This window comes from Streptomyces akebiae, assembly GCF_019599145.1.
In the GTDB taxonomy this organism is placed as follows: domain Bacteria; phylum Actinomycetota; class Actinomycetes; order Streptomycetales; family Streptomycetaceae; genus Streptomyces; species Streptomyces akebiae.
This window is the reverse complement of record NZ_CP080647.1, coordinates 10,235,441-10,257,202: the sequence shown is the minus strand read 5'-3', so window position 1 is coordinate 10,257,202 and position 21,762 is coordinate 10,235,441. Positions and strand designations below refer to the sequence as shown.

24 protein-coding genes and 3 pseudogenes are annotated in these 21,762 nt (G+C 69.3%); 16 read left to right on the top strand and 11 right to left on the bottom strand.

All coding sequences use genetic code 11. The annotated features are described in order from the left end of the window. The 6 genes from K1J60_RS44460 to K1J60_RS44435 all read left to right on the top strand — a co-directional run. On the top strand, nt 1–1,931 hold a 1,931-nt coding region (locus K1J60_RS44460), incomplete at its 5' end, for a helicase associated domain-containing protein (RefSeq protein ID WP_220651189.1). A gap of 290 nt (nt 1,932–2,221) precedes the next feature. Continuing rightward, nucleotides 2,222–3,067, top strand: coding sequence for an RNA polymerase sigma factor (locus K1J60_RS44455; protein WP_220644290.1), 846 nt, complete (start codon nt 2,222–2,224; stop codon nt 3,065–3,067). Next, the gene (locus tag K1J60_RS44450) at nt 3,064–3,270 is read left to right on the top strand and encodes a hypothetical protein (RefSeq protein WP_220644291.1); all 207 of its coding nucleotides are present in this window, start codon (nt 3,064–3,066) and stop codon (nt 3,268–3,270) included. Before K1J60_RS44455 ends, K1J60_RS44450 begins: the two co-directional genes overlap by 4 nt. 315 nt (nt 3,271–3,585) lie before the next feature. Continuing rightward, entirely contained in the window at nt 3,586–4,116 is a 531-nt protein-coding gene (locus K1J60_RS44445) for an RNA polymerase sigma factor (protein WP_220644292.1), read from the top strand. A 77-nt stretch (nt 4,117–4,193) separates the two neighbouring features. Beyond that, complete coding sequence (locus K1J60_RS44440) at nt 4,194–4,508, top strand: hypothetical protein (RefSeq protein WP_220644293.1); 315 nt, start codon at nt 4,194–4,196, stop codon at nt 4,506–4,508. A 155-nt stretch (nt 4,509–4,663) separates the two neighbouring features. Next, nucleotides 4,664–5,149: a hypothetical protein gene (locus tag K1J60_RS44435; protein WP_220644294.1), complete on the top strand. Its 486-nt coding sequence runs from the start codon at nt 4,664–4,666 to the stop codon at nt 5,147–5,149. Between the two features lie 65 nt (nt 5,150–5,214). Here the strand turns inward: K1J60_RS44435 and K1J60_RS46615 are convergent, their stop codons facing one another. The 3 genes and pseudogenes from K1J60_RS46615 to K1J60_RS44425 form a co-directional block, all read right to left on the bottom strand. Further along, nucleotides 5,215–5,343 (bottom strand): hypothetical protein, encoded by a 129-nt coding sequence (locus K1J60_RS46615; protein WP_259407470.1) that lies wholly within the window; start codon nt 5,341–5,343, stop codon nt 5,215–5,217. Between the two features lie 128 nt (nt 5,344–5,471). Next, nucleotides 5,472–6,454 (bottom strand): annotated as a pseudogene (locus tag K1J60_RS44430) (telomere-associated protein Tap); the annotation flags it as partial. 35 nt (nt 6,455–6,489) lie between these two features. After that, the gene (locus tag K1J60_RS44425) at nt 6,490–6,846 is read right to left on the bottom strand and encodes a hypothetical protein (RefSeq protein ID WP_220644295.1); all 357 of its coding nucleotides are present in this window, start codon (nt 6,844–6,846) and stop codon (nt 6,490–6,492) included. A 273-nt stretch (nt 6,847–7,119) separates the two neighbouring features. On the opposite strand from K1J60_RS44425, the gene tpg reads away from it, so the two are divergent. Beyond that, nucleotides 7,120–7,674, top strand: a complete 555-nt coding sequence (gene tpg, locus K1J60_RS47355) for a telomere-protecting terminal protein Tpg (protein WP_220644296.1) — start codon at nt 7,120–7,122, stop codon at nt 7,672–7,674. Between the two features lie 19 nt (nt 7,675–7,693). Here the strand turns inward: tpg and K1J60_RS44415 are convergent, their stop codons facing one another. From K1J60_RS44415 to K1J60_RS44400, 4 genes are all read right to left on the bottom strand, one after another. Beyond that, complete coding sequence (locus K1J60_RS44415) at nt 7,694–8,803, bottom strand: hypothetical protein (RefSeq protein ID WP_259407472.1); 1,110 nt, start codon at nt 8,801–8,803, stop codon at nt 7,694–7,696. Nucleotides 8,804–8,816: 13 nt separating this feature from the next. Continuing rightward, nucleotides 8,817–9,560 carry an ATP-binding protein gene (locus K1J60_RS44410; RefSeq protein ID WP_220644297.1) on the bottom strand — a complete coding sequence of 248 codons (744 nt, stop codon included), beginning with the start codon at nt 9,558–9,560 and terminating at the stop codon, nt 8,817–8,819. Next, a complete protein-coding gene (locus K1J60_RS44405; RefSeq protein ID WP_220651191.1) occupies nt 9,557–11,149 on the bottom strand; it encodes a Mu transposase C-terminal domain-containing protein in 1,593 nt (530 codons plus the stop codon). Before K1J60_RS44405 ends, K1J60_RS44410 begins: the two co-directional genes overlap by 4 nt. A 98-nt stretch (nt 11,150–11,247) precedes the next feature. Then, nucleotides 11,248–12,423 carry an ATP-binding protein gene (locus tag K1J60_RS44400; protein ID WP_220644298.1) on the bottom strand — a complete coding sequence of 392 codons (1,176 nt, stop codon included), beginning with the start codon at nt 12,421–12,423 and terminating at the stop codon, nt 11,248–11,250. A gap of 139 nt (nt 12,424–12,562) precedes the next feature. On the opposite strand from K1J60_RS44400, the pseudogene K1J60_RS46605 reads away from it, so the two are divergent. The 6 genes and pseudogenes from K1J60_RS46605 to K1J60_RS44375 all read left to right on the top strand — a co-directional run. Beyond that, nucleotides 12,563–13,171: pseudogene (locus tag K1J60_RS46605) on the top strand (DinB/UmuC family translesion DNA polymerase); the annotation flags it as partial. 155 nt (nt 13,172–13,326) lie between these two features. Further along, the gene (locus K1J60_RS46600; protein WP_259408209.1) at nt 13,327–13,746 is read left to right on the top strand and encodes a zeta toxin family protein; all 420 of its coding nucleotides are present in this window, start codon (nt 13,327–13,329) and stop codon (nt 13,744–13,746) included. Nucleotides 13,747–14,144: 398 nt separating this feature from the next. Next, nucleotides 14,145–14,699: a SigE family RNA polymerase sigma factor gene (locus K1J60_RS44385; RefSeq protein WP_220644299.1), complete on the top strand. Its 555-nt coding sequence runs from the start codon at nt 14,145–14,147 to the stop codon at nt 14,697–14,699. After that, nucleotides 14,696–15,574: an outer membrane protein assembly factor BamB family protein gene (locus K1J60_RS46595; protein WP_259408208.1), complete on the top strand. Its 879-nt coding sequence runs from the start codon at nt 14,696–14,698 to the stop codon at nt 15,572–15,574. The genes K1J60_RS44385 and K1J60_RS46595 overlap by 4 nt, the downstream gene beginning before the upstream one ends. Before the next feature lie 5 nt (nt 15,575–15,579). Further along, nucleotides 15,580–16,068 carry a PQQ-like beta-propeller repeat protein gene (locus K1J60_RS46590; RefSeq protein ID WP_259408207.1) on the top strand — a complete coding sequence of 163 codons (489 nt, stop codon included), beginning with the start codon at nt 15,580–15,582 and terminating at the stop codon, nt 16,066–16,068. A 444-nt stretch (nt 16,069–16,512) separates the two neighbouring features. Continuing rightward, nucleotides 16,513–16,710: a hypothetical protein gene (locus K1J60_RS44375; RefSeq protein WP_220651188.1), complete on the top strand. Its 198-nt coding sequence runs from the start codon at nt 16,513–16,515 to the stop codon at nt 16,708–16,710. A gap of 105 nt (nt 16,711–16,815) precedes the next feature. Here K1J60_RS44375 and K1J60_RS46585 read toward each other — a convergent pair whose 3' ends face one another. Next, on the bottom strand, nt 16,816–17,256 hold the full coding sequence (locus tag K1J60_RS46585) for a hypothetical protein (protein WP_259408384.1): 441 nt from the start codon (nt 17,254–17,256) through the stop codon (nt 16,816–16,818). A 250-nt stretch (nt 17,257–17,506) separates the two neighbouring features. Here K1J60_RS46585 and K1J60_RS44360 point away from each other — a divergent pair. Further along, a pseudogene (locus K1J60_RS44360) lies at nt 17,507–17,942 on the top strand (transposase); the annotation flags it as partial. Here the strand turns inward: K1J60_RS44360 and K1J60_RS44355 are convergent. Further along, nucleotides 17,885–18,073, bottom strand: coding sequence for a hypothetical protein (locus tag K1J60_RS44355; RefSeq protein ID WP_220651187.1), 189 nt, complete (start codon nt 18,071–18,073; stop codon nt 17,885–17,887). The pseudogene K1J60_RS44360 and the gene K1J60_RS44355 sit on opposite strands and share 58 nt — an antisense overlap. A 183-nt stretch (nt 18,074–18,256) precedes the next feature. Next, complete coding sequence (locus tag K1J60_RS44350) at nt 18,257–18,796, bottom strand: hypothetical protein (RefSeq protein ID WP_220651186.1); 540 nt, start codon at nt 18,794–18,796, stop codon at nt 18,257–18,259. Here K1J60_RS44350 and K1J60_RS44345 point away from each other — a divergent pair. Then, entirely contained in the window at nt 18,795–19,166 is a 372-nt protein-coding gene (locus tag K1J60_RS44345; RefSeq protein WP_220651185.1) for a hypothetical protein, read from the top strand. The two genes, K1J60_RS44350 and K1J60_RS44345, sit on opposite strands and share 2 nt — an antisense overlap. A gap of 69 nt (nt 19,167–19,235) precedes the next feature. After that, nucleotides 19,236–20,431, top strand: a protein-coding gene (locus K1J60_RS44340) for an IS3 family transposase (RefSeq protein WP_220651184.1) whose coding sequence is annotated in 2 segments (ribosomal slippage) — nt 19,236–19,521 and nt 19,521–20,431 — 1,197 coding nt in all. Because the reading frame shifts where the segments join, the coding sequence is not laid out codon by codon here. Between the two features lie 441 nt (nt 20,432–20,872). Here the strand turns inward: K1J60_RS44340 and K1J60_RS44335 are convergent. After that, nucleotides 20,873–21,607, bottom strand: coding sequence for a LamG domain-containing protein (locus K1J60_RS44335; protein ID WP_220651183.1), 735 nt, complete (start codon nt 21,605–21,607; stop codon nt 20,873–20,875). Nucleotides 21,608–21,762: the final 155 nt, after the last annotated feature.

Genomic DNA, 21,762 nt, shown 5'->3' with positions numbered 1-21,762 from the left:
AGGCGATCGAGCGGGAGATCCTCGCCGGGTTCGAGATCGACGTCCTGGAGATCCGCGACCCCTCCCCCGTCGTCGGGGAGTCCGAGGAAGCCCGGCGCGGCCGGCGTCTGGCGCTCCTGCAGACCGCGCTCCTGGAACACGCGGCGAAGTGGAACCTCAAGACCGTCATGACGTTCCACCAGAAGGTGGAAGAGGCCGCCGCGTTCGCGGAGAAGCTCCCGGCGACGGCTGCCGAGCTGTACATGAACGACGCCACCGACGACGACCTGGCCGCCGCCGACAAGCTGCCGAAGTCCTCCATCAACGCGGAGTTCTACGAACTCGAGGCCGGCCGCCACGTGCCGCCGGACCGGGTGTGGTCGGCGTGGCTGTGCGGGGACCACCTCGTGACCGAGCGGCGCGAGGTCATCAGGCAGTTCGCAGGCGGCATCGACGCAGCCGGGCGCCGAGTCCACCGCGCCTTCCTCGCCAGCGTTCGCGTGCTCGGAGAAGGCGTCGACATCACCGGCGAACGGGGCGTCGAAGCCGTCTGCTTCGCCGACACCCGCGGCTCCCAGGTCGAGATCGTGCAGAACATCGGCCGCGCCCTCCGGCTCAACAAAGACGGCAGCACCAAGGTCGCCAGGATCATCGTGCCGGTGTTCCTCGAGCCCGGCGAAGACCCCACCAACATGGTCGCCTCCGCCAGCTTCAAGCCGCTCGTGGCCGTGCTCCAGGGCCTGCGCAGCCACGATGAACGCCTGGTCGAGCAGCTCGCCTCCCGCGCCCTCACCAGCGGCAAGCGCCAGGTCCACCTCCAGCGCGACGAGGACGGGCGGATCATCGGGGCCGGCGGCGCGAGCGACGGCGAGGACCAAGAGCAGAACGAAACCGACGCCGCGGCAGAATCGGCCCTGCTGCACTTCTCCAGCCCGCGCGACGCCGCGACCATCGCGGCGTTCCTGCGCACCCGGGTCTACCGGCCCGAATCCCTGGTATGGCTCGAGGGCTACCAGGCCCTGATCCGCTGGCGGGCGGAGAATCAGATCACCGGCCTCTACGCCGTGCCCTACGACGTCGAGGTCGAAGTCGGCGCGACGAAGGCGTTTCCGCTTGGGCGGTGGGTGCACCAGCAGCGCAAGGCCTTGCGGGCCGGTGAGCTGGAGGAGCGGCGCAAGGTCCTCCTGAACGCGCCAGAGGCCGGGATGGTCTGGGAGCCGGGCGAGGAGGCGTGGGAGAACAAGCTCGCCGCGCTCCGGTCCTACCGGCGGGCCACCGGACACCTCGCCCCGCGCCAGGATCAGTTGTGGGGCGAAGGCGAGGCGATGGTGCCCGTCGGGCAGCACATGGCCAACCTCCGGCGCAAGGGCGCGAAGAACGGCCTGGGCAAGGACCCGGAGCGGGCCGCCCGGCGCGCGGCGCAGCTGACCGAGATCGACCCGGACTGGGACTGCCCGTGGCCACTGGACTGGCAACGCCACTACCGCGTCCTCGCCGACCTCGTCGACGCCGACGGCCAACTCCCCGACATCGCACCCGGCGTGCTGATGGACGGCGACGACATCGGCAAGTGGCTCCAGCAGCAGAAGCAGCCGGGCACCTGGGCCCAGCTACCCACCAACCAACAGGAACGGCTCACCACACTGGGCATCGCACCGCTCGTGGCACCGACTGCCGCCCCCGCAGCAGCGGCCGGCCGTACGGCGGCGAAGGGCCCGAGCAAGGCGCAACAGGCGTTCCAGCGAGGCATGGCAGCCCTCGCGCAGTGGATCAAACGGGAGGGCCAGAAGCCGGTGCCCCGCGGCCACAGCGAAGAGATCGCGGTCGCCGGCGAGGCGGAGCCGGTGACCGTGAAGCTGGGCGTATGGGTCTCCAACACCCGGGCCAGGCGGGAGAAGCTCACGGAGGAGCAGCTGGACGCGCTGCGCAAGCTGGGCATCCAGTGGGCGTGAGCGAGCCCGCCTGCAGGTGAGGCGCGGCTCTGGCCCCTCAGGATGGGGACACAGGGGCGCCCGGCCCATGGCCGGATAGTGGGTTTCGGTTGCGGGTCCGTGCAGCAATAACGGGCCCGCAAGCTCGTATTTGAGCCTCGCGAAAAAAGATTTTCAGCTGGTGTGTCACGTTCACCAACTTCGCCTGCACACAACCCCGTACAACAAGCGATCTGCTTCGCAGCTTCATCGCGCGCATTTAAAGCAACCGGTGGAGGTCTGAAGCAGGCCAGGACGAGGGGGTTTATGCCGTGAGCGTAGATGTAGAGATCTTCGAGACCATCGACGCGGTGCTGGGCGGGGAGCACACGGCCCGGATCGGGCAGGACGCCGCGCGGATCGAGGAGCTGGCCAGCTGCGGCTTCGAAGGGCTGGCCTACGAGGTGTTCGAGATCGAGCTGATCCGGGAGGCCGAGCCGCGCCTGCTCGGCATGCTCCGCGAGGGCACGCTTGCCCGGCTTGCCGTGAGGCAGTGCAAGAAGCGGGGCTGGAAGTTCTTCGTCCACGAGGACGACATGAGCCTGCTGCGCAGCAGCCCTCTCGAGCGGGACATCATCATGGTCGACGTCCTCACCGAAGCGACACGTAAGTTCCATCGCGACCTGCAGCGTGGACAGGGCTGGAAGGCCGACCACCACGGACCCCGCGGCGCCTGCAGCCTGATGTCGTACTTCATCGGCCAGTGCGTGTGGGTGTTCCGGCGCGCGTACGTGAGATGGGCCAGGCAGCGGGTCCACTGGGCCCATCTGCATGCCGTGTACGACTTCACCGAGGACGCCGCGAACGAAGCCGGCATCGGCGGACTGCTCGAGGCCGCCAGCTACGAGATCGACTCGGAGGTGTTCAGTACGGACTTCGAGGACATCCTCGATGAGCAGGCGCCGCACACGCAGGCGGTCGTACGTCTGACGGTCATGGGCTTTCCCGACGCTGAGATCGCCGAGCGGTTGAAGCTCTCCCCCGCCGCCGCCCGCCAGCGCAGGTCGCGCTTCCGGACGGTCCTGTACCAGGCGGCCCGGGAGAAGCGGATCTGGATCCCGGAACAGCTGCACACCAAGGCCGTCACCCGTCGGCAGAACCAGCGGGGTGCGGCGTGAGCACGCAGAACCTCCTGACCCTGCTTCTGGCACTGGTCACCCTCGCCGCGGTCTCCGCCATCGCAGGCCTGATCGGATACAACGTCGCCCGCGAGGGAGGAGCACCGGTCTCCACGGCCATCGGCCGCGGCAGCTTCGTGTTCTTCAGTGTCATGACGCTCTTCATCGCGCTGCTGGCCGTCCTGGTCCCGGCCCTGACGTGAGACACGGGGGCGGCGGGCCAGTGGCCTTCGTCCCGGCCCGCCGACGCGTATCCGGCCGTCCAGGCGCATGAGTTGGTGCGCAGCGTGCCCGGAAGCTCCCGCTGTGACCTGCCAGTTCACACTTCGTGCCGCAGCCACGACGTCGTGGTTGGTAGGGGCAGTAGCGGCCCGGTGGCGCTCGGTCGGTGTGGCGGCGTCACCAGAAGATCGATGGAGAAGAACAACGTGACCGAGTCAGTCGCAGGGTCAGGGCGACCGCGTAAGCGGGCGCGAGTGATCCCCGAGCTGTTCCAGAACCGTGCCAAGAAACGCGCCATGACCGCAGAGGAGGCGAAGGAGGCGGTCATGGAGCTCCTCGTCACGCACAGGTCGCACTGGCTCGCGCTCACCAGGCGCATCGTGTCGTACCACCACGGCGAGGACGTCCTGCAGATCGGCATCGAGCAGATCGTCAAAACCCTCCCCACGTACCCGAAGGTCATCACGAACCCCAGCGGGTTCATCGCCACCATTCTCTCCAGGCGGGCCGTGGACGAACTGCGCCGTATTCATGCGGAGGCGCGTGCGCTGGAGAAGCACGGCGCCGTGCCGGAGAAGTGGACGGACCCGGATGTCGTCGAGGCGACGGAGGGGTACCTCCGCGTCCGGGCCGTCCTGAGTGAGGTGCTGCCCGAGCGGCAGCACGAGGCCTACGTGCTGCGTCACGTCGGCAAGTTCGAGAACGCCGAGATCGCCGAGATGCTGGGCATCAAGGTCACCTCGGTACGCAAGGACCTGTCCCTGGCGCAGGCCGCCCTCAAGGACGAAAAGGTGCGTCAGCGCCTGCGTGAGCACCTGCAGGACTAGGGCCTGGGGTATCCCTTCGCGGGCCAACGGATGGCGCGGATCGGTCCGATCCCCTCCGCGTTCATCGGCTGGCCCGAGTGGGGCTATCGCCGATCGCCCTGAACCCCACGACCAAGAAGGACAGAAGCACGACCAAGAACGTGACCACGGATTACAAGCCCATCGAGAAGGAGACCAACCCCGTGCTCAACCGCATCTTGTTCATCGTCTCGATCGTCGTCACTGCCGTGACGTCGTTCATCGCCAGCATCGTCAGGCGCATTCGGGCCGCCCGCACTCCCGTAGCAGTGTGGGACGACCCGACCCTCAAGGCTCCGCAGTCGGCGGGGCTTACCCCGCGCAGGTCACAGCCCGCCCGTACACCCGTTACGTCGGAGCCCAAGAGGGCTTAGCAGCATGCGACCTGATGCCACGTCGAGAGGAGCGCGCATGGTAGGACGCTTCCGTTAGACGATCGCCGTACGGGCCGGGACCTGCGACTTCACAGTCGGGTCCCGGCCCTTCGTCGTATCGGGCGTAGGACGAAACCGAGCACAGGAGCACCATCATGAGCGCCTCCCCCGCCCACCGGATCGAGGTCATCGAGACCGGCTTCGACATGCGGCTCGCCGCGCTGAAGACGGCCGTCGACACCAAGGAGGACGACGAGGTCACCGACGCCATTGCCGCGCTCCTCGCCACGGTGGACACCGGCCTCGACGCCCACGACGTGACGGAGGCGTTCTCCGCGCTGCTCTCCGCGATGGAGGCCGACCTCGACGTCAAGAAGAACGACGTGCGGGCCGCACGGGGACGCGTACGCCAAGTCGCCCACCTGCGCCGCGCCCACCGCCGCCGCCAGCTGCGGGAGAAGGCCGCCCGGGTCGCGCCGCGCATCGCCTTCTACGTCTTCACCGTGATCGGCACGATCGTTTTCGGCATCGCCGTCGTGTTGATCCTGCTCGGCAACCTCGCCGCGGCCCTCCCGCTGTTCCCCGCCGCCGGCGCCGCCTGGGGCCTCGCCCGCGTCATGACCTGGGCCCTGCGCCGATAACCCTCCTGGGCGATAGGCGGCTTCATGAAGGGACGTGCATCATGGAGCCGGGCAGCGACTGCTGGTTATGGGCCGAGCCGACCGCCCGCCCGGCTCCGGGCCGGGCCGGGCCCCGGCACCCGAAAGGCCCCCATGAACACCAGCGAGATCGCCGCGATCATCAGCGGCACCACGTCCTTGATGGCCGCCCTCATCAACCTCATCACCTCAATCCGAGGCAGGTAACGGTCAGTGCCCCGGGCTCCGGTGGCAGCCCGGGGCACCGCCACGAGGATGGCCAAGTACCTCAACGTCCCCGAAGTCCAGCTGCCGCTCCCGCACCTGAGACGCGGATGTCCGGGCGCCAGGTGGGCCGGGCAAGGGCCCGCCACGGCTGCCCGGGCTTCCAGCCCTCCCCGCGAGGGCGCTCGCGCAGCTTGCCGATACCGTCCTTCACGGTCGCCTTGATCGCCGACACCACGATCGCCAGCTGCGGGTCACGCTGCCGGTAGCCGTCCATCGCCGCGAGGAAGTCGGCCGGCGGCATGTCCGCGTGCACGCCGATGTCGGCCATCGTGGCGAGGTAGGCGTCGCGCAGCCGGTTGTACCAGCCGTCCAGGTAACGGCCGTTGTCGTAGCGCACCCACGCCTCGATCGGCGTGACGTCGTAGCCGAGCTCCACCGCGTACGCCACGGCCGGCGTGGCGTACCAGGCCACCACCGTCGGGCGCTCACCCTTCGGCGTGAACGGGCTAGGCAGCAGGTCAGCGTCCAGGTCCGCCCACTTGTCCTTGGCGACCTTCACCCTCAACAGGTCGACGTGGGAAAGGTCGACCAGCCACGCACCGGGCAACTTCGCGTCGAACACCGGCGCTTTGATGTACGACGGCGCACCGAGGCCGACCGTGAGGCCGTTGGCGCCGGCGGCGAAGGCCATGTTCACGTCGACGCCCACCAGGTGCCGAAGGGTGCATTCGGCGTCGGTGAGCGGCCGTGCCCAGTCGTACGCCTCCTCCACCAGGACCTCGGCCGGGTGCGGCGGTGGAAGCGCGGCAGATCCTTCAGCTGTGGGTGCCCGTCGGGGGCCTCGCACGGCGCGCAGTCCACCGGGTCCTTGCCCAGCGAACCGGGGTTGTGCTCGGAATGCCGCCTACCCGTCGCGTCCGGCTCGGAGGCGCGGGTCGGCCGATGCAGCGCGGTCATCAGCTCCAGGCCCGTGACGGCGGTGGAGCCGCGCGGCGTCATCACCCGGGCCGCATAGGTGCCCAGCATCCGCGCGAGGTCTGCCGGCGGCAGCTGGGCGGCGTCGGCCCAGTGCCGGGTGTCGCTCACCGAACTATGGGCGCACCTCAGTGAAGTTGTCAGGCGTCGCGGTACTGGTTCCGGGCAACACGGACGACGCGGCCGGCCTTAAGCAGACCGTCTATGTAGACGGAGACGCCGTTGCGGTTGGCTTGCTTGCCCCCGGCGGTCAAAGCATCCGCAATATCACCGAGAGACATGGGCTGAGGCGACGCCCTGAGGATCTTGACGATGGCATCCGCCTTGGTGAGGTCTTGGACCGCCGACCCCGGCTCGGACACCGCTGCACTCAGCTTCTTGAAGGCGTCCCGCTTGGCCTTGAGCCCCTCGATATGAGCTCCGAGTCGGTCACGCTCGAGTTCGGCTTCACGGAGTTCACGCTCGACGCTGGCGAGGTCCTCGCTGTAGGAGTTCACGAGGAGAAGACTATAGAAACCTAGTAGAAGTTAGCTAGCTTTTCTTAAAGACGGACGCTGCTCGACCAGCTGGGTGCCGCGCGAACCCTACGGAGCGGCGATCAGGTTCAGTGAGACGAGCTCAGGCTCGAGATAGGACAGCAGAGTCAGTAGCCGAGGACCCGCAGGGATGTCTCGCGTACGCCGGAACTGGCCAAAGGCAACGGGCCAGTGTGAAAGACCTGAGGGAGCAGACGGCCGCTGTGCGGCGGCAGAACGGCTCGGGGGGAGGACATGGGAGAGATCGTCAAAGGGCTTGAGCGAGCGCTGCTGAGCCGTCCGGTGCCTACTGGTGACGCCGCTGTGCGTTTCCTGCTCAGGGCGCAGAAGGGCTCCACGAAGAACATGGCTGTCCTCCTGGGGATCTCCCAGCGCACGGTACAAAGGTGGGTCACGACCCGGCCGGGAATGCGTCGCCGTCCAAGTGCTGTGCATGCGGGGTTGATCGATGAGGCCGTCAGGGCACGGTGGCAGCCCCTGGTGCGCGCCCGCCGACGGGCCCGGGCCGAGGCCGACGGGTTTGTCTTCCACACCAGGGCGCGGTTCGGTTTCGCCGCTCCGGCAGGCTCGTCGGACGATCCGCGGGTACGGCTGATCACCCAGTACCTGTCGGGAGAAGTGGCCCGCGAGCTGTTCGCCGCCCGGGACGCCGGCGGGGGTGAGCAGCAGCAGATGGTGATCCTCGCCCGTGCTTTGGGGCATGCCTACTTCCGGGACGGAGGCCTGCGTGCCCATGGGCTCGGAATCGCCTTCACCGACGTGGAGTTCGCCGTTTTCTCCATCGACTGACGTGCACGCGGGTTCGAGCTCAGAGCGAGGGCGGCATCTGGTGCCGTGTCAGCATCGTGTCGTAGCACTGTGCTTCCTTTCGTTCGCGCCAGTCCCACTGGATGCGGCCGACAGGGCCGGTGCGCTGACCGACAGGCGGCTGCGGCGGGCGGAGCCTGGCCGCCTCCGCCATGCGCAGCAGGTGGACGCGGTCGTGGGGGCCGGCCAGCAGATGCTGGTCCTGGCCGGGCGCGAGCTGAGCGAAGGACACGGCGGCCTTCAGGGAGACGCGTGCCCACGGCGGCACCCGGTGCGAGGCGCAGCCGTCGGTGTAGCGGGTCCGGTCGTGCAGGGCCAGGGTGGCCGCGGCGGCGTCGTAGTCGCCGGGGCGGGCGGTGGCGAGCTGCTGGATGGATGCGCCGGTAAAGAGGGCGGCGGCGAGGGCGGCGGCCAGGCGGGGGTGGGCGGTCACGGTGGAGAGGCGTCGGGCGACTTCCTGTACTGCCTGCTCGGTGAGGGGTGTCGGTGGCGGGCGGTGCCGGAAGGTGATCGGCGGCGGTACGCACGGGGCGGTACAGGGGGCAGGGCTGTCGTAGGAGACCAGGCGGTCCAGTGCGGGCAGGGTGAGCCACCGGTTGGCCGGCCGGGCGGGCTCCTCCGCAGGCCGGGGTACGGGAGCGGTTGTGCCGTAGTAGTGGCGGCGGGCGGCCTGGAAGTCGGCGGTGATGGCGAAGTCGGCCGTCTGCAGGGCCTGGTGCAGGGCGGCGGGCAGGTGAGGGCGGTGGCAGACCAGGGTCAGGTGAATGCCGGTCAGGGCGCGCAGCTCCAGGAGGCGCATCGTGCGGCGGGCGGTGAGGCGGTGGGCGCGCAGGACGGTCAGCCGGTTCACGGGCAGGGCGTTGATCCAGGCGGTGGCGGCTTCCCAGGCGGGCTGACGGCCGGCGGGGAAACGGCCCGGGAGCAGGGGCGGTTTGCCCAGAGCGGCCAGAAGGTCGTGGGCGAGGCCGGTTTCGCTGGTGGTGCCCGGGCCGGGGTGCAGGGTGATCCGGCCGGACGGCGGATGGTGGGCGGCCAGGGCGGTGTGCGTGTGGACCGCGTCGTCGCCCGGGTCGAGGACCACGGCGACGGACGGTGGCACGGCTGGCGGCATGGTGACGTGGTGGTCAGGCGAGGCGGCTGAAGGCCCAGCGCAGCAGCTCCTGATCCACCCGGGGGCGGCCGGTGCGGGCCAGGGCAGTGCGGGTGTGGGCAGTCAACTGGGCCCAGGCGCGGAAATTGCCGTGCGCGGCGTGCTGGTCGGCGAACGTGATGTCATCGGGGTCGGCGTCGACCCAGACCGGATGAAACAGCGGGATGGCCTCCAGGACCTCGCTGGGGGTGAGGCGGGTGAAGTGCTGCCAGATGAAGATGCGGGAGGACAGCATCGGTTCACGGCGCAGCACGGTGTGGCAGCCCTCCCCGCCGACGAAGATGATCGCGAGCTGGGTTGAGGGTTCGTCCCACAGATAGCGGAAGTACTCGAATGCCTCCCCGTTGAGCCACTGGGCCTCGTCCACGAGGAAGGTGCGGGGACGTTCAGCCAGGGCCGTCTTCAGCAGGCGGTCGAACTCACTGGGATGACGCGGCGGTTCACCGGCCAGGTCGAGCGCGGTGAACAGCTCGTAGCGCACCGCACGGGCGGTGGGACGGGCCCGGAAAGTGATCTTGCGGACGTCCTCGTGAGGCTCGAGTCCCCGCAGGCAGATGTTGACGGCGAGGGTCTTGCCGAAGCCGGCGCCGCCGTGGATGCACATCATGGCGCGGGCGGCGACGGTGTCGGAGATGTTCTCCCGGGCGGTGAGCAGGGCACGGGTGGTGACCACGGACGCATCGGGCAGGTCGACGTACTGGTAGGTGGCCGCGGTCACGAGGCGTCTCCGTCTTCAGCAGTCTGTGCATTGGGTTCGAGTGGGCCGTCGGAGGCAGGTTCGGACGGGACGGGAGCAGGCAGGCAGGGCGTGGTCCGGGTGGCGAGGGAAGGCGGGGTACGCCAGTCGGCCGGGGGCGCGGCGGGCGGGATGAGGTCCGGCATTGCGAGCTGCGCGAGGTCGGTCCCGGCAGTCTGGGCGAGTTCGGCCTCGGCCTGCGCGGTGGTCAGCGCGCCGAGCCGCTGAGGTGCCTCGGGCTGGATGGCGGCGGCGTAGCGCTCGCGCTGGGAAGCCTCCAGGTCCTTCTTCAGACGGCGCGCACGGGCGGCCCGTGCTCGCCGTACGGCGCTGACCTGTTCCTCGGTGGCCTGGTCGGCCAGGTCCGCGGGACCCAGATAGCGGCCAGTGGCCGCGTGGTACACCTCGATGCGGTGGTCGTGGTGGGGCATGAAGCGGATGCGGACCTGGATCCCGGTCTGGCCGGTCATCCACGGCCCCACGTAGTCGCGTTTCCTGAAGCGGATGCCGCGGGTGGTCAGCGTGCGGGTGCCGGCGTCCTCCAGGGTGAACGTCCACAGATCCGTCGCGGGCACGTCCCGCAGCGGAGTGGGATCCCCCTGCCACGCCTCAAGCGGAGTCTTTCCCCGCAACGGCGCCGGGCGGTGCTCGGTGTTCCACCAGAGCGTCCAGGCCAGCAGCCGGGCGGTGAAGTCCTCGAAGCCGAGCAGCACTTCGTCCTTCGGGCGGGAAGCCCGTTTGCCGGGGCGCGGCTGGCGGGCATAGCCGGGCAGCGCGGCCAGGAACATACTCTCCACCGCCCGGTTCAGGCCCTCCACGGTGCCCTTGAGGTGGGGGGTGTAGGCGGGCAGGTCCTCCACCGTCACGTCGAGGAGATCGAACGCGGCGGTCACCGTCCGGGACAGGAAGTCCTTACCGCGGTCCACCCGTACCTTCTCGGGCAGGCCGCCGATCGGGCCGTAGGGGTCCTCGCGCAGGACCGCGGAGCGCAGCGCGGCCAGTACCGACTCCCGCGACGGATCCCCCGGCGTGACCGCGACACCGGTGATCGCGTTCGTCGCGCAGTCGGTGAACCAGGTGATCCACGGCCTGCGGGCCTTGCCCTCGACGTCGACCAGCACCGCCGCTTGGACGTGGTCGGTCTCCCACACCTGGTTGCGCCAGCCGCGCGCCCGGGCCAGGAACACATCGTGCTTGCGTGCCGCACGTTCCCCTCCCGCAAGCCCCGCCCGCTCCCCCGGCGTCAGATCCCGCTGGATCGCCCGGTGCAGCGTCGGGATCGACGGAGGAGGCTCCCCCTCGCCCTTGGCCGCGCGAGCGGTCAGCTCACGATGGACCGCCGCGACGTTGCCCTTCCACAAGGCCAGCAGGCGGCGCACCTCCGGAGTGACGGAGAAGCGCCCTTTGCTCTGGGCCCGCGCCCCGGGCTCCGCAGCCGCGGACTCGTCACGCTCGGCAGCGGCAAGCCACCGCCACACCGTGCGCTCGGTCACCTCCAACGACTCCGCCATCAGCCGTACATGGCGGGACGTCAGTTTCTGGTCCTGCCGCAGGGCGAGCAGCCGGCGCACGGCAGGGCCGCGCAGCGCCGACAGGGAGGAAGAAGGCAGACCTCCCCGCGCGTGCCCGTCCTCGTGGCTGCCAGCCTCTCCCATCCCGGAGGCGCCGGTCACAGCGGCCCCATGAGCCGTGCGCAGGCCCGCTCCAGCATCCGGCGGTCCACTACCGCACGGCTCTTGCCGTAGATCTCGGCGGTCAGGTGCGAGGTGAGCTTCGCCCAGGTCCGGAAATTGCCGTGGCCCACATGCTCGTCCACCCACGCGACATCGTCCTCGCTCACGTCCTCCCACAGCGGGTGGAAGGCCGCCATCACTGCGGCCACCTCGCCCGGGCGAAGACGAGGCACCAACTCCCAGGTCAGCACCCGAGAGGCCAGCGCGGGCACCCGGCGCAGCGCCCGTTCGCTGCCCGCGCCCGCCAGCACGAGTGCCGTGTCCGTGTCCGGGTGGTCCCACAGACCGCGCAGAAACTCCAGCGCCGGCCCCGGAAGACGCTGTGCCTCGTCCAGCACCAGCACGCGGGGCTGCCGTAGCGCGTTCACCAGCGTCAGGTCGGCCTCCACCGCCCCGCGCGGCAGCCGCCTGCCCAGCTCGAGGGCGTCCGCGAGCACCCGGCGCAGTTCCGGCACCGTCGGATGCACACCGACATGGACCCGGCGGACCCGGGCCGGGTGCGGCAGCTGGGACAGGGCGTACTGCAGCGCGACGGTCTTGCCCTGGCCGGCGTCGCCGTACAGACACACCACCGCCCCCACCGCGGCCGCGTGCGCGACCGTCCGCAGCACCGACCGCACAGCGGACGTGTGCACCACCTGCGCGCCCGGCACCAGGACCGGAACCTGCGCCAGATGCTTCTGCTCCCGCAGGATCACCTGCCCGCCTGTGCCTTGGCCGGCCACGACGTTCAGGCCGAGCTCGCTGAGCGGATCGGGCCTGCGTGGCCCGGCCACCACGTGCTCCCGCTCGACCATCAACGCCCGGCCCGCCCGGCGGTCCCTGCGGATTACCCGGTGCAGTGTCGACGCCGACGGAACCGACGCCCCGCCAGCCGCGGCCAGCCGGCGTCTCAGCTCAGCGACATTCCCTGCCACCTCGCCCAGCAGCGTCCACACCTCGTCCGACACCGCATACCCCTGCCGGACCGGCGCCTCCACCTGCCCGGTCGTCTTGGCCTGCTCCAGCCAGCGCCACACCGTACGCTCCGAGACACCCACCGTCTCCGCGACCGCACGCACATGCCGCGTGGCCAGTTCCCCCGCCTGCTGCCGCTCCAGCAGACGACGCACCACCAACCCCCTGGGCAGCACGGGCCCACGACCGGCCCCTACCTCTTGGTCCACCCCACGATCACACCGACCGGGCCAACCTCAGCACATAAGAACTATCGAACCTGAGACAACATCAGCTGCCATGCGATAAAGCCCCATGACAGCGATCCCACCCATTAATCTCTCACCTCATGACAGCGGCCTGCCCACCCGTAAACAGCCGCTGACCAGCCCCGTAACACCCACCCCTGGACCAGCGCGACCGACTCTCACCAACACCGACACCAACCCGAGAGATCGCACCGACCGGTCCGGGAACTGCCCGGGATCGGCGCGAAGGTGTCCGCCACCCTCGCCGAGTACGGCCTGCACATGGTCGGCGGCGTCGGCGACGTCCCCCAGCTCACCCGGCAGCGCCTCCTCTGCGCCCGGGCCCGGCCGCGCCCTCCACGAGCATGCCCTCGGCCGGGACACCACGGTCGTCGGCCTCACCCCCGCACCGGCGAGCATCAGCGCTGAGCACCGCTTCGAACGCGACGAACTCGACCCTGCCCAGCACCGGCGCGCCCTGCTCGCCCTCGCCGCCCGCCTCCGCGACTCCGGCCAGATCGGCACCAGTCTGACCTGCACCGTCCGCTACGCCGACCACAGTTCCACCCGACGCGGCCGCACCCTTCCCGAAGCCACCCATCACACCGTGGTCCTGGCCCGCGCGGCGTACGCGCCGTACGAGTCCCTGGGGCTTCAGCGCGCTCGGGTCCGCGGTATCGCCCTGCGTGCTGATGCCCTCCGACCCGACGCCCGGGCCACCCGGCAGCTCGCCCTCGATGAAGGCGACGACAGACCGTTGGCGATCGAATCTGTCGCCGACCACGGGATCCGGGCGAGGTCCTCGGCGAACCGCAGTTCCGCAGTGGACGGTTGCCGGCGCCTGTTCGTCATCCTCCCGGCCCTGACACAGAGCGCTGTCGCGCAAGCCCGACCGGTCGTTGTCGTCGTCGCCGGGCAGCCGGGGGCGGCAAGACCCACATCGCCGACCTCGTCCAGGCGGTCCTGGACGGTCGTGGCGCAGCGGTGCGGGTCAGCCGGGACCTGTACAAGCCCGCGCACCGGCACTACTCGGGTCTCCTGGCCACCGATGTCCGTACGGGCGCAGCCCTGGTCCGCCCCGATACCGTCCGCTGGCAGGCCGCCGTCGAAGCCCACGTCCGCGACCGGCGCTTCGACGCCGTGGTGGAGTCCGCGCTCGCCGACTCCGACGACTTCAGCGCCTCCTCCTCGCCTACCGGGCCGCTGGTCACCGGATCGAGGTGGCGACAGTGGCCACCACCGAAGCTCTGAGCCAGCTCGGGACCGTGGGCCGCTTCCTCACCGAAACCGCCAACGGCCAAGGCCGGACGGCAGGGCCGCGTTCAGGGTGCGGTATGCCCGCCTGCGGCCTTCCCGCCGAGGCAGCAGGCACCCGAAGACTGCGACTTCGAGATCAGAGCGCTACGGCCACGCGGCCTGATCGTCCCGAACCAATAGCTGGTGATCCGCCGTTTGCCCTGCTGCGTCCAGGACGTCGGATGGAAGTTCGAGAAACATCGCCCAGTCACCAGTCGTTCCTAAGGAGTGCGGGGACCCGTGCGTTCGGCGGCCGCGTACCTCCCTGACAGCGGACGCACAATCTTCCTCGACGAGGGATAGCCGTGCGCGGCTCAGCACGTCGTAAGGAGTGCCGAGAAGGGGGAGGGTTGATGAAAGCGTCGAGTCACGACGAGTTCCGGGAGTTCGTAGCGATGCGTTCCACCGCGCTGCTGCGGCTCGCGGTGCTGCTCACGGGTGGTGACCGGCATGGAGCCGAGGATCTGCTGCAGATCGCGTTGATGAAGGTCTACGGACGCTGGTCGAGCATCGAGCAGCCCGAGGCGTATGTGCGGCAGGTCATGTACCGCCAGCAGGTCAACCGCTGGCGGCTGCGCGGACACCGCGCGGAGACGACGGTGCCCGTACTGCCCGAATCGGGCACCGACGCCGACGCCGGGGTGGAGTCCGAGCTGCGGATCGCGCTGTGGGCGGCGCTCGCGCGACTGACGAAGCGCCAGCGGGCCGTGGTCGTCCTGCGCTACTTCGAGGACCTGCCGGAGGCCGAGGTCGCGGCGCTGCTGAGGTGCCCGGTCGGCACCGTGCGCAGCACGGCACACAGATCGCTCGCCAAACTCCGGGCCCTCGTACCGGAACTGGGGCCTGCCGGGCCCGCGGGCGAACAGGCACAGCACCTCAGCTTTACGCCGAAGGGGGCTCAGGGATGACGACGGAACTGGTGGAGCAGAAGGTCCGGGAGACGCTGCACGCCGTCGACCTGGACCGCGTACGGGCGCCCGGCGACCTGGTCGAGAGGGTGATGCGGCGGCGCGCCCGGCGCCGCTTCTCGCAGGTGGCGGGGACGGCGGCGGCCGTGGCCGCGATCACCGTGGGGGCAGTGTTCGGTTTCGGGGGCGGCGGGGTGAGCGACCAGGACCGGCCGGCGCGGCCGGCGCAGTCGCCGGAGGGCTGGCAGCCGTGGCGGACCGACGCGCGGGGCGCCGTCGAGCGGGGCTGCCTGGTGGACGGCTCGGCGCTGTACTGCGCCGGGTCCAAGTACGACGCCGCGAAGTTCGACGCGAACACCGGCGAACTGCTGTGGACGGTCAAGGTCAACGGCGACGGCGGCTTCGGGGCCGACCATCCGGTCGCCGTGCGCGACGGCGTGTTCTACGGCTACCGCAACCACACCGCCGAGAAGGGGCAGGACGGGAACTACGCTCCCGGCACCGATCTGATGGCGGTGGACACCGACAGCGGCGAGGTGCTGTGGACGGTGGAGCTGGCGAGCGACAACCGCGACGACCAGGCCGTCCTGCTCATCGACGGCGCGGTCCTGGCCAACGCCCCGAAGGACCGGACGCTGTCGGCCGTCGATCCGCGGACCGGCAAGGTGAAGTGGCGCCACAGCTGGGGCAAGGGCATCTGGTGCGACCGGGTGGTGCTGAGCGGCGTCCCCTACCTGCTGTGCTCGCCGGAGACCAAGAAGCCCGGCCTGACCGACGTCCTCCGTCTCGACCCGACCACCGGACGGACCACCAAGGTCACGGCCCTGCCCGGCAGGCAGCAGATCGTCGGGACCTGGGGGACCGGATCGTCCTGACCAGGATGCCGGAGCGGGCGAGCGTGGTCTTCGAGACGGAGCAGCAGAAAGCGGGGACCGAGAGGCTGACCGTCATCGACAACTCGGGCGGGCAGACCCCGCTGTCCTACCCGGTCCGGGGGACGCCTGCCGCCAAGGCCCTCGTCGGGGACCGTCTGATCTCCGTGTCCCGTGCGGGCCAGGCGTCCTCCTACTCACTCACGACAGGAAAGACCCTGTGGACCGTCCCGGTCGGCATCAAGGTGCCCGACAGCGAAGCGAACTGGCCCGACCTGGCGAAACCGGTGGTGTCGCCGCACCGGAACGTCGTGTACTTCTTCGGCCCGGACGGCGATCTGTCCGGCCTCGACGCGAACACGGGCGAGCGGATCTGGCGCGGTCACGTCGACGCCGGCAAACACGGGGCCATGCCCCAGGCCCTGCTCTACGGGGACGTACTGATCGCCCGGAGTGGCAGCAGGATGGTCTCCTTCCTGCCCAGCCTGGGCGACTGACCGCCTGCCCCCGGCCCGGACGGTAACCCCCGTCCCGGCCGGGGGCACCTCACCTCCGGCCCGGAGGCAGGCCCGGCCCGTCCCGTTCGGGTGAAGCACGACGCCTTCACCGCGCAGCGCTTGGCGATGGCTTGGTGGCGTCGTCTGGGGGGGACAGGTCACTGCGCGGTCCGGATGCCCGTGACGCGCTGGGCCGGGACGGAGAGCGTCCAGGCATCTCCGGATTTCTGCGAGGGTGAGAGGCGCGAGAGTACGGTCGATGTTTCTTCGGCCCCTTTTCGATCTCGGCGGCAGCCCCGGCGGCGAGTTCACGGCACCAGCGCATGAGGTGCTCGTGGTCCTGCTCGCCGACCGGGCGGCCGCGGCCCTCCGGCCGCGGCTTCGGCGGAATGGGTCTCCAGCCGGTACAGGTGCATTCGGACGCGGAGTGTAGGCATCGCGCCGGTGTACTGCCGCCAGGCGTCGGTGGTCGCCGCCCAGCAGCCGCTTGCGGTCCGCTCCCACCTGCTCCAGCAACTCGATCGCCTCATGGGTGCGCCCCGCCAGCTGGTAGGAGACCGCGAGCGGCTGCTGGGCGGCGACCACCCCGACACGCTGACCGCCCGCGAAGCGCTGTCATCATGGCGGTCAGGCGCTGCCTGATGAGGCGGATTTGTGGGTACTCGGCTGCTACAGCACGATCCGGATGTGCTCCACGTCGGTGAAGTGCCGCTCGTTGTTGCGCAGCGGTCCCCCCGGACCAGCAAGTTACTGGCCCGGGCTGCCGCTCCTTCCAGCGGGCTGCCTTCGGCCCTCGCGCCACGCTCGGATTCGCCGGTGAGCGCGGCCGATCCGGCTGTCGAGCACGTGGTACTCGGGATCGGCCAAGCGCACGAGGTCCTGGTCGGCGCCCAGAGACAGACCGAAGAACGTGCCCTCCTGTACTTCTTCGTACAGGGCGATCCCGCTGACGACGATCGTGTTGATCGGCGCGATTGCCCGGTACGCCTGGCGTTGCTGCAACACTACGGCCACGGTGGGAGCATCCTCCTCGGCCAGCGCCTCCAGGTGCTGTTCCAGGCCGATCACCCGATGCCGGAGCACCTCTTCCGCCGCCGCCAGAGCCGCCCGCAATTGCTCCAGCTCGGCTTCGAGTTCCTCCACCCGCACCGCCGCGGCCTTCTGCCGCGCCTCCAAAACCGTCCGCATCGACGGCATCTGACACCCCCATGACACCCCGGTCAGCGACGGAGCGAGACTTCCATGCCAGCCGCCATCTCATGCCTGACCAGCAGAAACCGCACTTGAGGTTCGGAAAGAGAACGACCTCTGAGCTTGGCGTTTAACGTCGCAGGTCACCCGACCTGCTGATCTGCGGTTCTTTCCGGGACAGCGGAGGCGGCCGTTCTCCACGCTTCGAGATGTCGAGTCACGAAGTACAAGACAACCGCCGCTGTGTATGAGTCTGTCTGTCGATGCGCCCGCAGGCGAGGCGTTGGACGTGTTGTCCCGCTTTCGGGTCGAGTTCTACGAATGCCTCTACGCTCGCGCGGATGCGCTCTTCGAGCTCACGGACGCGGTGCTGTGCGCGGACGGGCCGGTGAAGACACTGGTCGAGCTGTCTCTGGCGGTCGAGCACCGGCGCGGGCACGGTGCGCTGTACGCGGCTTTGGACCGCGGTTGGCTGGAGTCGGCGCGGTTGCGCCGCACGCTGGCCGGCCTGCCGCCGCCGCCGAGGGCGGCCGACGGGCGGATCGTGCTGGCCGTGGACGTGAGCAACTGGCTCCGCCCCGATGCCCCGATGCCCTGACCAGCGACGACCGGCTGTCTGCCACGTCTACGGACGTGGTGATCGCAAAACGGACCAGTTCGTGCCGGGCTGGCCGTACTCCTTCAGGTCGAATCTGCGGAGGAAGGACTGCCACCAGCAGTCCACGTCCACCGGTGTCGCGGCGGTGGCGGAGCACCGCAGCCAGACCGGTTTCGGGTCGCGGTCGCCCGGCGGGCGCTCGACCTTGAGACGCATCAACGTGCCGTGCAGCCGGGGTCGGTCTTGGCCAGCAGGTGTGGTGTGAGGTCTCAGGACTCAGTTGACATTTCTGACTCATCAGATCCTTGACAGGCTCAAGACTTACTGGACATGGCCGGGCAGCCGCGGTCCGGAGCCGGTCGGCCGAACCGGTGGCAGTCTGTGCTGTGGTGGACGAGATCAGGGTCCGTCTGGGTCGTCCGCGTTCAGGTCGACGTTCCATCGCCGGGGTAGGTCTGCGTCGCAGAAGACGCAGACGAAGTGGCCTTCTCGCACGATGTTGTGCTCCTGGCAGGTGGGACACCGGCGGAAAACCACTGCGTGTGTGAAGTAGTCCGGGTGGTCGAGGCTGGCTTGATCCAGTGCCTGTGCGACAGCCAGCCATGAGGCAACGTCCGGGCAGTAGCCGGTCGACTGGTTGCTGACCTCGTTCACCGTCCAGCGTCCGGCCTCGGTGTAGAAGCTGATTTCGCCAGCGCTCAGCACCCGATCGCCGCTCGCGCAGGCAACGTGTTCGCTGCGGCGTGGGGCTAGTCGCAGAGCGCCGTCCGTGCCGACGACGAAGGTGAAGGGCTCGTCCAGTTCCTCAGCGGTCCGGGCTACCACCCAATCTGCGAAGTCTGCGGCTATGCGGATCGTGGCACCACTGTCCGCTGACTGGACGGCAGCGATCACATGGTGCGGCCCGACATAGCGGTAGGCCCGGCCCGAGGCGCTCATGTCGATCAACGTAGAACACGCAGTCTTGGCGCGCTCAGAGTTTCGGCGCGTGGATCTTGGCTTTCCAACGGGTCACTGGGTGCTGGTCTTTGCGAGCGTGCAGGGAGATTTCGGCGCCTTCGTAGGTGACGCGGAAGTGGGTGTCCTCGACGTAGATGGTGACAATCTGGCCCGCGTAGGTGCGTCCGACGCGAAGGCGTTGGCGGGCCACCATCACGACGCCGTCGGTCGGGACCTTGCGTTCGACACTGACGGCGGCCGGGGCCGGCGGAAGCCGCGTCGCGGCGACACGAGCGCCGACGAGCCGCGGGCGCTCTCGCTTGCGAACGGTGAGGGCAAGGTCTTGGCCAGGAGACCGTCGTGCACCTGAAGCTTCCCCTTGATCTTGGACACACGAGACACTGGATCCTGAGGATCTGAGAACGGACATCTCGTAGTCATGAAGAACTATCCGCCGCAGTTCAAGGCGGACGCGGTCGCGCTGTACCAGTCGCGGCCCGAGGCGACGATCCGGCAGGTCGCCGCTGATCTGGGAATCAACCCCGAAACCTTGCGGAACTGGGTCCGGGCGGCTGGCGCGAGCCGGCCGCGGGGACGCCGGGCGGAGGTGCCGGCGGAGCCGCCGACGCCGTTGGAGGCGGAGAATGCCGCGCTGCGCCAGAAGGTCCGTGAGCTGGAGGAGGAACGCGAGATCCTGCGCAAGGCGGCCAAGTATTTCGCCGGGGAGACGCGCTGGTGAACCGCTTCCAGTTCATTGCCGACCACCAGCGCCGTTACGGCGTGAAGCGGCTGTGCACCATCCTGGGCATCGCCCGCTCCAGCTTCTACTACTGGCGCCGGACCGCTGAGAACCGGGCCGTCCGCCAGGCCGCCGACGGCCGCCTCGCCACCCGGATACGGGCCGTGCACCATGAATCGGGCGGCACCTACGGCGTCCCCAGGATCACCGCTGAACTCCGCCACGACGGCGAGCGAATCAACCACAAGCGCATCGCGCGGGTGATGCGCAGCATCGGCCTGGCCGGAGTGCGGCTGCGGCGCAGGCACCGCACCACGACCGCGGACCCGGCCGCAGCAAAGGCCCCGGACCTGATCGGCCGCGACTCCACTGCGAGTGAGCCGAACACGAAGTACGTCGGCGACATCACCTATCTCCCGCTGGAGGGCGAAAAGTTCCTGTATTTGGCCACCGTCATCGACCTCGCCTCACGCCGCCTGGCCGGCTGGGCGATCGCGGACCACATGCGCACCGACCTGGTCACCGACGCCCTGGCCGCCGCCGAACGGACCCGCGGCAGCCTCGCCGGGGCGATCCTGCACACCGACCACGGAGCCCAGTACACCAGCCGGGCCTTCGCCGACGCCTGCCGCCAGGCCGGCGTCCGCCAGTCCATCAGCGCGATCGGCTCCAGCGCGGACAACGCACTCGCCGAGTCCTTCAATGCGACGTTCAAACGCGACACGCTCCAGGGCCGCAAGCACTGGTCCAACGAACGCGAGGCCCGCCTCGACGCGTTCGGCTGGCTCAACCGCTACAACACCCGACGCCGTCACTCCCGCCTCGGACAACGTAGCCCCATCGCTTACGAGACAGCACTCGACTCAACAGCAACTACCCTGGCCCCAGCCGCATAACCCGTGTCCAAGATTCCGGGTCAAGGCCCGTGCAGGTCCGAACCCTCGATCGTTCCATGCCTGGCGAGTGCTGCCCTGGTTGCCGCTCTTGGGATCGATGTACAGGCCGTAGCGAGTGCCGGTGGACAATCTCAACTTCGGCCAGGGTGAGTTGCACGCCATGGACGGCAGCGTCGCAGAGTCGGCGCACTTCGGCGCGGTCCACACCGGTCACGGCGATCGGGTTCAACGCGCCGAACGCCTCGTCCGCCTCCAGGTCCTCCACCGCGTCCAGCAGATGCGCCAGCCGACCGAACAGACCACCGGCCTTCGCAGGCGGTTCGGCCGTCCACCACGTCCTCGACGGCCAGCGCCGACAACCCGGAAAACACCGTCCCGACAAGGGGATTGACATCCATCACAAGATCATGACCGAGAGTGGCTACTCGGCGTCACCACCGACTACGGGCCAGAGCCGAACGTTTTACCGTCCCCTACTGGCCGCCGCACCGCGAGGTGCTCGACCTTGTACGACATCTCCTTGATGTGGGGAGCCGGTGGGGGGTGGTACCGGCCTGCGCACACAGACAGATTGACGATGAGGTAGGCGTGCCAGGAACGTCCCACACCTCGACGGTCGGCGAACACCCGGCTGCCGTTCACCCACCAGATCACGGACCTCGGCCCGAACTCGACGCGAAGATCGACCCACCTGCCCGGGCCGATGGCGGAGTCTCGGTAGTAGAAGTTGCCGCCGCGAACGTGGTTGGTCAGCTCCAGGAGGTCTGCGTTGTCGGGGTGGTACTCGAAGACGTCGATCTCCTGGTCGCCGTCCCGCCAGGTCCAGATAGCCGGCCATGCCCCGACCTCGTACGGCAACCTGACCCGTGCCTCTAGCACATCCCCCGCGCGGACGGTGAAGTCCTCCTCGCTCCCCTCCGTGGTCAGTAGGCCCGTGTCCCACCGGCCGTCCTTGCGGCGGGTGGCACGGAAGATGCCCGAACGGCTGTAGGCGGGGTCCGCCGTCAGGTGATCCAGCTTGTTGTCACCGGGGTTGACCGGTCCGCCGTTCGGATATGCCCACGAACGCCCGGCCACCCATTGACGGGTAGATGCGAAGTCCGCCGTGAAGACGACCTCAGTGCCAGACAAAATCGACTCTGCCGACGGCGTTCCGTCGTATCCAGAACTCTCCATGCACGGATGTTGCTCCGTATCTGACTTCGGCATGCAAGTGCTGGTGAACCAACGGAAACGACACTCGTACGGGCGAATTCGTGTGACAAAATTGGTTGCTTCCACTGAAACGATCAGCCGCCGTTGGCCGCCGCGATCAAAGCCGGCCAGCCGGT

What these genes read in the sequence shown, in the direction of transcription:
- K1J60_RS46585 (WP_259408384.1), bottom strand. Translation starts at nt 17,256, where the DNA reads ATGCGGACGGTTTTGGAGGCGCGGCAGAAGGCCGCGGCGGTGCGGGTG.
- K1J60_RS46590 (WP_259408207.1), top strand. Translation starts at nt 15,580, where the DNA reads ATGCCGGAGCGGGCGAGCGTGGTCTTCGAGACGGAGCAGCAGAAAGCG.
- K1J60_RS44355 (WP_220651187.1), bottom strand. Translation starts at nt 18,073, where the DNA reads ATGCGTCTCAAGGTCGAGCGCCCGCCGGGCGACCGCGACCCGAAACCG.
- K1J60_RS44385 (WP_220644299.1), top strand. Translation starts at nt 14,145, where the DNA reads ATGAAAGCGTCGAGTCACGACGAGTTCCGGGAGTTCGTAGCGATGCGT.
- K1J60_RS44345 (WP_220651185.1), top strand. Translation starts at nt 18,795, where the DNA reads ATGTCGATCAACGTAGAACACGCAGTCTTGGCGCGCTCAGAGTTTCGG.
- K1J60_RS46615 (WP_259407470.1), bottom strand. Translation starts at nt 5,343, where the DNA reads ATGAGGGCGGCCATCAAGGACGTGGTGCCGCTGATGATCGCGGCGATC.
- K1J60_RS44350 (WP_220651186.1), bottom strand. Translation starts at nt 18,796, where the DNA reads ATGAGCGCCTCGGGCCGGGCCTACCGCTATGTCGGGCCGCACCATGTG.
- K1J60_RS44435 (WP_220644294.1), top strand. Translation starts at nt 4,664, where the DNA reads ATGAGCGCCTCCCCCGCCCACCGGATCGAGGTCATCGAGACCGGCTTC.
- tpg (WP_220644296.1), top strand. Translation starts at nt 7,120, where the DNA reads ATGGGAGAGATCGTCAAAGGGCTTGAGCGAGCGCTGCTGAGCCGTCCG.
- K1J60_RS44335 (WP_220651183.1), bottom strand. Translation starts at nt 21,607, where the DNA reads ATGGAGAGTTCTGGATACGACGGAACGCCGTCGGCAGAGTCGATTTTG.
- K1J60_RS46595 (WP_259408208.1), top strand. Translation starts at nt 14,696, where the DNA reads ATGACGACGGAACTGGTGGAGCAGAAGGTCCGGGAGACGCTGCACGCC.
- K1J60_RS44415 (WP_259407472.1), bottom strand. Translation starts at nt 8,803, where the DNA reads ATGCCGCCAGCCGTGCCACCGTCCGTCGCCGTGGTCCTCGACCCGGGC.
- K1J60_RS44445 (WP_220644292.1), top strand. Translation starts at nt 3,586, where the DNA reads ATGACCGCAGAGGAGGCGAAGGAGGCGGTCATGGAGCTCCTCGTCACG.